The 7,354-nt window shown below is 72.1% G+C and carries 7 protein-coding genes; 5 read left to right on the forward strand and 2 right to left on the reverse strand.

What is annotated here, in order from left to right:
• Positions 1-417 precede the first annotated feature (417 nt).
• Complete coding sequence (locus tag ACIQU6_RS43265) at positions 418-1,119, reverse strand: lysophospholipid acyltransferase family protein (RefSeq protein WP_403487996.1); 702 nt, start codon at positions 1,117-1,119, stop codon at positions 418-420.
• A gap of 359 nt (positions 1,120-1,478) precedes the next feature.
• Here ACIQU6_RS43265 and ACIQU6_RS43270 point away from each other — a divergent pair, with 359 nt between their 5' ends.
• From ACIQU6_RS43270 to ACIQU6_RS43285, 4 genes are all read left to right on the forward strand, one after another.
• Complete coding sequence (locus ACIQU6_RS43270; protein WP_403487998.1) at positions 1,479-1,829, forward strand: TlpA family protein disulfide reductase; 351 nt, start codon at positions 1,479-1,481, stop codon at positions 1,827-1,829.
• Between the two features lie 231 nt (positions 1,830-2,060).
• Positions 2,061-2,567, forward strand: a complete 507-nt coding sequence (locus tag ACIQU6_RS43275; RefSeq protein ID WP_403488008.1) for a flavin reductase family protein — start codon at positions 2,061-2,063, stop codon at positions 2,565-2,567.
• Positions 2,568-2,779: 212 nt separating this feature from the next.
• Positions 2,780-3,568: an electron transfer flavoprotein subunit beta/FixA family protein gene (locus ACIQU6_RS43280; RefSeq protein ID WP_403488000.1), complete on the forward strand. Its 789-nt coding sequence runs from the start codon at positions 2,780-2,782 to the stop codon at positions 3,566-3,568.
• A 146-nt stretch (positions 3,569-3,714) separates the two neighbouring features.
• A complete protein-coding gene (locus tag ACIQU6_RS43285) occupies positions 3,715-4,677 on the forward strand; it encodes an electron transfer flavoprotein subunit alpha/FixB family protein (protein WP_403488002.1) in 963 nt (320 codons plus the stop codon).
• A 138-nt stretch (positions 4,678-4,815) separates the two neighbouring features.
• Here the strand turns inward: ACIQU6_RS43285 and ACIQU6_RS43290 are convergent, their stop codons facing one another.
• The gene (locus ACIQU6_RS43290) at positions 4,816-5,334 is read right to left on the reverse strand and encodes a DinB family protein (RefSeq protein WP_403488004.1); all 519 of its coding nucleotides are present in this window, start codon (positions 5,332-5,334) and stop codon (positions 4,816-4,818) included.
• A gap of 226 nt (positions 5,335-5,560) precedes the next feature.
• Here ACIQU6_RS43290 and ACIQU6_RS43295 point away from each other — a divergent pair, with 226 nt between their 5' ends.
• Complete coding sequence (locus ACIQU6_RS43295) at positions 5,561-6,844, forward strand: DUF6986 family protein (RefSeq protein WP_403488006.1); 1,284 nt, start codon at positions 5,561-5,563, stop codon at positions 6,842-6,844.
• Positions 6,845-7,354: the final 510 nt, after the last annotated feature.

The raw sequence follows: 7,354 nt of genomic DNA on the forward strand, positions 1-7,354 counted from the left end.
GGGCCGGGGGGGTGGGGGTGCCAGACTGCTTCGCTTTACGTCTGGCACCCCCACCCCTCCGGCCCGTCCCCTCCCGTTGGAGGGTGGGAAAGACGGTGGGTGTCACGTCCGTCCGGTGGGTCAACTCGGGCTGCTGGGTTGAGTGGTGACCGTATGGGGACGGGGATGCGTCAGCCCGAGTGGTGACCGTCAGCAGACCACTGTGGTCAGCCCCCACCCGGAGAAATCCACCCACCCAACGGGAGGGGACGGGCCGGAGGGGGCGGTGTGCCAGACGTAGAGCGAAGCAGTCTGGCATGCCGCCTCCGGAGGCCCGTCACCGCAGCCGACAGCACCGCGCAGCGGATGACAGCGCTTGCGCGCAGGCGCAGAACAGCAACCCTCACGGCGGGAGAGCCGACAACGTGGGAAGCGTCCCTACGGGCTGGGCGCCGTACCCCCCAGGTGCGACGGGATCCACCACGTGTCCTCCGGGCCCCGCGGCTTTACCGGGTACGCGCGTTGCGCCGCCTCCAGGAGGTCCTGGACGCGGGCGCGGAGGCGATCGGTGACCTTCTCCGGCTGCTCGGCGGCGTCCGCCGCCACCGGCTCGCCGATGCGGATCGTTATCGGGAAGTGGTTGCGGCCGAGTTGCCGCTTGTGGCCCTTGGTCCACAGGCGCTGGGTGCCCCACAGGGCCATCGGCAGCAGCGGAACGCCGGCCTCCTGGGCCAGCCGTGCCGCGCCCGACTTGAAGTTCTTCAGGGTGAAGGACTCGGAGATCGTCGCCTCAGGGAAGACCCCGATGATCTCGCCCGAACGCAGCGCGGAGAGCGCGTGCTTGTAGGCGTGCATCCCCTGCGCGCGGTCCACCGGGATGTGCTTCATGGCGCGCATCAGTGGACCGGAGACCTTGTGCCGGAAGACCGCTTCCTTCGCCATGAACCGCACCAGCCGCTTGGCCGGCCGGGCCGCCAGGCCGCAGAAGACGAAGTCCAGATAGCCGATGTGATTGCTCACCAGCACCGCCCCGCCGCGCCGCGGGATGTGCTCGGTGCCGGCGATGTCGAACTTCAGGTCCAGCGTCTTGAAGAGCGTGCGGGCGGCGCCGATGACGGGTGGATAGACGAGCTCGGCCATGTCCGGGGGCCCCTTCTCTGTGCCTGGGGAGGGTTCTCCCGGCGGAAACCTACGCCGCCGTAACGTGCGGCTTCCGGGAGATCGTGCCCGATGTCTGTCCCTGCGGCCAGCCGGGACGCGGTTCCCGGCGGGAGATTCTCGTCACGTGGAACAGGGTGGGGGAGGGGAAGCGGGGCGGTGTCGGCCGGTGGTGTCGTACGGTCCGTCGGAAAACGGTGGTCGGTGAGGGGAATGTTCGCGGCTCCGCGAACGCTGCAGCTGGGGAGTACGGAGAGCCGGAGGGCCGAAGGGCCGGACGGTCGAGGAGACGTCGGGGACCGCGGAGGCGGCGCGCGCGTCGAGGGGAGGGGCGGACGAAGGTGCGCGATCGGGATGAAGGGGACGAGCGGGGCGGTCGGGCTCGGCTGGGTGTCGCCGAGATCGGCGCGGAGTTGGGGGAGCGGGCCACGCTCGTGCAGTTCTCCAGCGCGTTCTGCCAGCCCTGTCGGGCCACCCGGCGGGTGCTCGCCGACGTCGCCGGGATGATCGACGGGGTGGCCCACGTCGAGATCGACGCGGAGGACCGGCTGGAGTTGGTGCGGCGCCTGGAGGTGGTGGCGACGCCGACGGTGCTGGTGCTCGACGGGGACGGCGCGATAGTCCGGCGCGCGACGGGACAGCCCCGGAAGGTGGACGTCATCGCCGCGCTGGGGGCGGCGGTCCGTGATTGATCTCCCAGATGGCGGGCGGCACTTGACGCTCCCGGTCACGCATCGTCAGCCTGACGTGATGCGGCCAGGATTCCTCCTCCTTCTGTACCGACGCGCGCACGTCGACCTTCTGCGGACCGCCAGCGCGCGTTGTCCCGGCGTGTGAGCAGCGACGACTTCACCGCCGCCGCGCGCCGCACGGATGCCGGTGGCTCCGCCCGGGCTCACCGCCCACAGCAGAAGGACAACTCCATGACGGCCTCGCCCGACCTCGGCACGCCCCGCACCTCTTCCCCCGATCTCCTGCGTTCCGTCTTCCGCCAACACGCCGCGGGCGTCGCGGTGATCACCGCGTACGGCACCGGACCCGTCGGCTTCACCGCCACCTCCCTCACCTCCGTCGCCGCCGAGCCGCCGCTGCTCTCGTTCGGCATCGGCGTCGGCGCCTCCAGTTGGCCGGCCGTCTCCGAGGCCGAGCACATAGGCGTGCACCTCCTGGGCGAGCACCAGCAGGAGTTGGCAGCCACCTTCGCGCGCAGCGGCGCCGACCGCTTCGGGTCCGCCACCTCCTGGCGCACCGGACCGGAGGGCGTGCCCCTGTTGGACGGCGTGCTGGCCTGGTTGGTGTGCCGGGTCGTGACCCGGATTCCGGCCGGCGACCACCGGATCGTGCTTGCCGAGCCGCTCGTCGGCGACCCCACGGGGCCGGGCCGTCCGCTCCTCTACCACCAGGGCCGCTTCAACGCGTTGCGCGACTGACGGGTTCCGCGCGGAGCTGTCGCATGCCCCGGTCGGGCCGTTGGGAAGGTCACATTTCGACGGCCTTGATTCGGGGCAGCAGACTGGGTGTACTAGCGAGTAACATTGCGGTCGGCGCGGGGATCCGTAACCGACCGGGAGCCGCCCCGTGAGGCGCCTATGCTGCCAGCACAAGGCAGTTCTGAAGAGACGAAGCAGGTAGGAGAGCCGGCGTGAGCTTGAGGATCGTTGTCTGTGTGAAGTACGTGCCCGACGCCACCGGCGACCGGCACTTCGCCGAGGACCTGACCGTCGACCGGGACGACGTGGACGGTCTGCTCTCGGAGCTCGACGAGTACGCCGTCGAGCAGGCCCTGCAGATCAAGGAAGCCAACGACGACGAGGCGGAGATCACGGTCCTGACCGTCGGTCCCGAGGACGCCACCGACGCGCTGCGCAAGGCGCTGTCGATGGGCGCCGACAAGGCCGTTCACGTCGAGGACGACGACCTGCACGGCACCGACGCGCTCGGCACCTCGCTCGTGCTCGCCAAGGCCATCGAGAAGACCGGTTACGACCTCGTCGTCTGCGGCATGGCCTCCACCGACGGCGGCATGGGCGTGCTGCCGGCGCTGCTCGCCGAGCGGCTCAACGTCCCGCAGGTGACCCAGCTCTCCCAGGTCGCCGTCGCGGGCGGCAAGGTCACCGGCCGCCGGGACGGCGACACCGCCAGCGAGCAGTTGGAGGCCGCGCTGCCGGCCGTCGTCTCCGTCACCGACCAGTCGGGCGAGGCGCGTTACCCCTCCTTCAAGGGCATCATGGCCGCCAAGAAGAAGCCGGTCGAGACCCTGGACCTGGAGGAGCTGGACATCGAGGCGGACGAGGTCGGCCTGGACGGCGCCTGGACCAAGGTCGAGTCGGCCGACGAGCGTCCGGCCCGCAGCAAGGGCACGATCGTCACGGACGAGGGCGAGGGCGCCAAGCAGCTCGCCGAGTTCCTCGCGGGCCAGAAGTTCATCTGAGCCGCGGGTCCGGGACCCGGCCCCGGACCGGCCCCGCGGCCGACCGCGGGCCCGAGGGCAACTCCCGCCCTCCCGCCCGCACCTGACGGCCCGTCGGAACCATCCGTCCTCCCTCCGCCCGCACTCTTCTCGCAGGAGCAATTCCCATGGCTGAAGTCCTTGTCTACGTCGACCACGTGGACGGTGCCGTCCGCAAGCCCACCCTCGAACTGCTCACCCTGGCCCGCCGCATCGGCGAGCCGGTCGCCGTGCACCTCGGCGCCGGCGTGGACACCGCCGCCCCGGTGCTCGCCGAGCACGGCGCGGTCAAGGTCCTGACCGCGGACGCCCCGGAGTTCGCCGAGTACCTCGTCGCCCCCAAGGTCGACGCGCTCCAGGCCGCCTACGACGCGGTCTCGCCGGCCGCCGTCCTGCTGCCGTCCTCCGCCGAGGGCAAGGAGATCGGCGCCCGCCTGGCCGTCCGGATCGGCTCCGGCATCATCACCGACGCCGTGGACGTCGAGGCCGGCGACGAGGGCCCGGTGGCCACCCAGTCGGTCTTCGCGGCCTCGTACAGCACCAAGTCGCGGATCACCAAGGGCACTCCGGTCATCACCGTCAAGCCCAACTCCGCGGCCCCGGAGGCCGCTCCGGCCGCCGGCGCGGTCGAGCAGCTGGCGGTGACCGTCGCCGACGCCTCCAAGGGCACCAAGATCATCTCGCGCACCGCGCGGGAGTCGACCGGCCGCCCGGAGCTGACCGAGGCCGCGATCGTGGTCTCCGGCGGCCGCGGCGTCAACGGCGCCGAGAACTTCCCGGTCATCGAGGCGCTCGCCGATTCGCTCGGCGCGGCCGTCGGCGCCTCCCGCGCCGCGGTGGACGCCGGCTGGTACCCGCACACCAACCAGGTCGGCCAGACCGGCAAGTCGGTCTCGCCGCAGCTCTACATCGCCGCGGGCATCTCCGGTGCGATCCAGCACCGCGCCGGCATGCAGACCTCGAAGACCATCGTCGCCATCAACAAGGACGCCGAGGCGCCGATCTTCGACCTGGTCGACTACGGCGTGGTGGGCGACCTGTTCAACGTCGTCCCGGCGCTCACCGACGAGGTCAAGACCCGCAAGGGCTGACCCGGTCGGGCCCGCGCGCCCGTAGGCACCGCACGGCCGAAGGCCCCGTACGCCGATGCGTACGGGGCCTTCGGCCGTGGCCGGAAAACACCCCTGCGCCGTGCGTTGCCAGGGAGGCGCCGGTCGCCGGCATCTCCCTCAGGCGCCGGTCGCGCCGTCGATCGCCTCGCGCAGCAGGTCCGCGTGCCCGTTGTGCCGGGCGTACTCCTCGATCAAGTGGACATACACCCAGCGCAGGTTGAGGGTGCGGCCGCCGGGGGCGGTGAAGGTCTCGTCGAGGTCGCGGCCAGCCGCCGTCGCGTCGCAGGCCGCGATCTCGGCGCCGAGGGCCGTGTGGTCCGCCGCGGCGCGGGCCGGGTCGAGGGCGTGGAAGTCGGCGTCCGGGTCCTCGTCGGTGAAGTAGAGCGAGTCGACGTCCTCGCCGGCGAACCGCTGCCGGAACCAGCAGCGTTCGACGTCGGCGAGGTGCCGCACCAGGCCGAGCAGGGTGAGTGCGGACGGCGGGGTGGCGGGTCGGGTGAGCTGTTCGGCGGTCAGGCCGGCACACTTGGCGAGCAGGGTGTCGCGGTGGAAATCCAGCCAGCCCTGCAACATCGCGCGTTCGCCGGTCGAGGCGGGCGCTTCCCGGCGTTCCCCCGTGGGTGCGGTCCATGTCATGGCGGCGATTGTGGTCGCGGTGGGCGGCCGGCGCCACGGATTTGCCGGGCCGGGCACGCCGCTGACCTGCACCGCCAAGTACGGGGTCGGTGCCCCGCCACATCCCGCAAAGTGTTGACCTCGCCCAGGGACACGGTTAGCTTCGCTATACGGATTGTTGATTCCGTTAAGCGGAAATGCCCGGGCCGATGACGGCACCGGGCACGAGCATCGGGAGGGTACCGAAATGGGGCAGCAGGAGACCGTGGCGACGAGCCTCGCGGACACCGTACGCGAGGGCATCGGAGCCGCCCTCGCCGAGGTGGACGCCGACCTGGCGCGGCGCTACCCGGGCGACCCCGGCACCCGTCAGCCCGTCCACACGGTCTACGTTCCCGGTGACGCCTTCACCGCCGGCACCATCCGCTCCTGGGGCGACCAGGCGCTGGCCATGCTCGACGAGCACGCCCCCGACGCCGCCGCCCTCGCCGCCGTCCTCGACCTCCCCGACGACCTCGCCGGCCCGGTCCACGAGCGCGTCCGTGCCAAGCTGGAGCGCGAACCCGTCGAGGACCTGCGGATCGACTTCGAGGACGGCTACGGCGTGCGCCCCGACGCCGAGGAGGACGAGGCCGCGGCCCGCGCCGCCGCCCTGGTCGCCGCCGCCTACCGGGACGGCACCGCCGCCCCGTACATGGGTATCCGGATGAAGTGCATGGAAGCGGCCGTCCGCGACCGCGGCATCCGCACCCTGGACATCTTCCTCACCGGCCTGTTGGAGGCCGGCGGCCTGCCCGACGGCCTGGTCCTCACCCTCCCCAAGGTCACCTACGCCGAGCAAGTCACCGCCATGGTCCGGCTGTTGGAGGCGTTCGAGAAGGCCCGCGACCTGACGCCCGGCCGGATCGGCTTCGAGATCCAGATCGAGACCACCCAGTCCATCCTGGGCCCCGACGGCCGCGCCACCGTCTCCCGGATGATCGAGGCCGCCGAGGGCCGTGCCACCGCCCTCCACTACGGCACCTTCGACTACAGCGCCTCCTGCGGCGTCAGCGCCGCCTACCAGGCCAGCGACCACCCCGCCGCCGACCACGCCAAGGCCGTCATGCAGGTCGCCGCCGCCGGCACCGGCGTCCGCCTCTCCGACGGCTCCACCAACGTGCTGCCGGTCGGCCCCACCGCCCAGGTCCACGACGCCTGGAAGCTGCACCACGGCCTCACCCGCCGCGCCCTGGCCCGCGCCTACTACCAGGGCTGGGACATGCACCCGGGCCACCTCCCGACCCGCTACGCCGCCGTCTACGCCTTCTACCGCGAGGGCCTGGAGAAGGCCGCCGCCCGGCTCGCCGCCTACGTGGCCAAGGCCGGCGGCGACGTCATGGACGAGCCCGCCACGGCCAAGGCCCTCAGCGGATACCTCCTCCGCGGCCTCGACTGCGGCGCGGTCGACCCCGCGGAGGTGGCCCGCCTCACGGGGCTGACGCGTGCGGATCTGGAGGGGTTGGCGGGGCGGTTCGCCGCGCTTGGCTGACATCCCACGATGTTGGCTCTCCCGCCGTGCGGGTTGCTGTCTTTTCGCCTTCGGCGGAGGGGGTGTTGGGGCGGGGCCCCGCCGGGTGGTGGGTGCCGGGTTCGGCGCCTCCGGGGTGGGTGCTCGGACTGCTTCGCTTTACGTCCGAACACCCGCCCCGGAGGCGCCGAACCCTCCCGTGAGTTGAGCGCCCCCGCCCCGGTGGGAGGAGAGGTAAGACGTACGAGCCGCACGCTGTTTCCGCCCCCTCCGCCTCGGTGGGAGGAAAGGTACGAACGGCACCCCGTTTTCGGCCCCTTCGCCCCGGTGGGAGGAGAGGCGCAGACGGCAGTTCACTCCGGCCCTTCTTCCCTTCCTCTCCACCGGGCGGCGGCGTCCAACTCACGGGAGGGGGCGGGCCGGAGGGGGCGGGTTTCCGGACGGAAAGCGAAGCAGAACCGAAACACCACCCCCGCCGGCCGCCCCCAGCACCACCCCCCCGCCACCCACCGCCCCCCCCCCACAACCCCC

The organism is Streptomyces sp. NPDC090442 (assembly GCF_044769405.1).
In the GTDB taxonomy this organism is placed as follows: domain Bacteria; phylum Actinomycetota; class Actinomycetes; order Streptomycetales; family Streptomycetaceae; genus Streptomyces.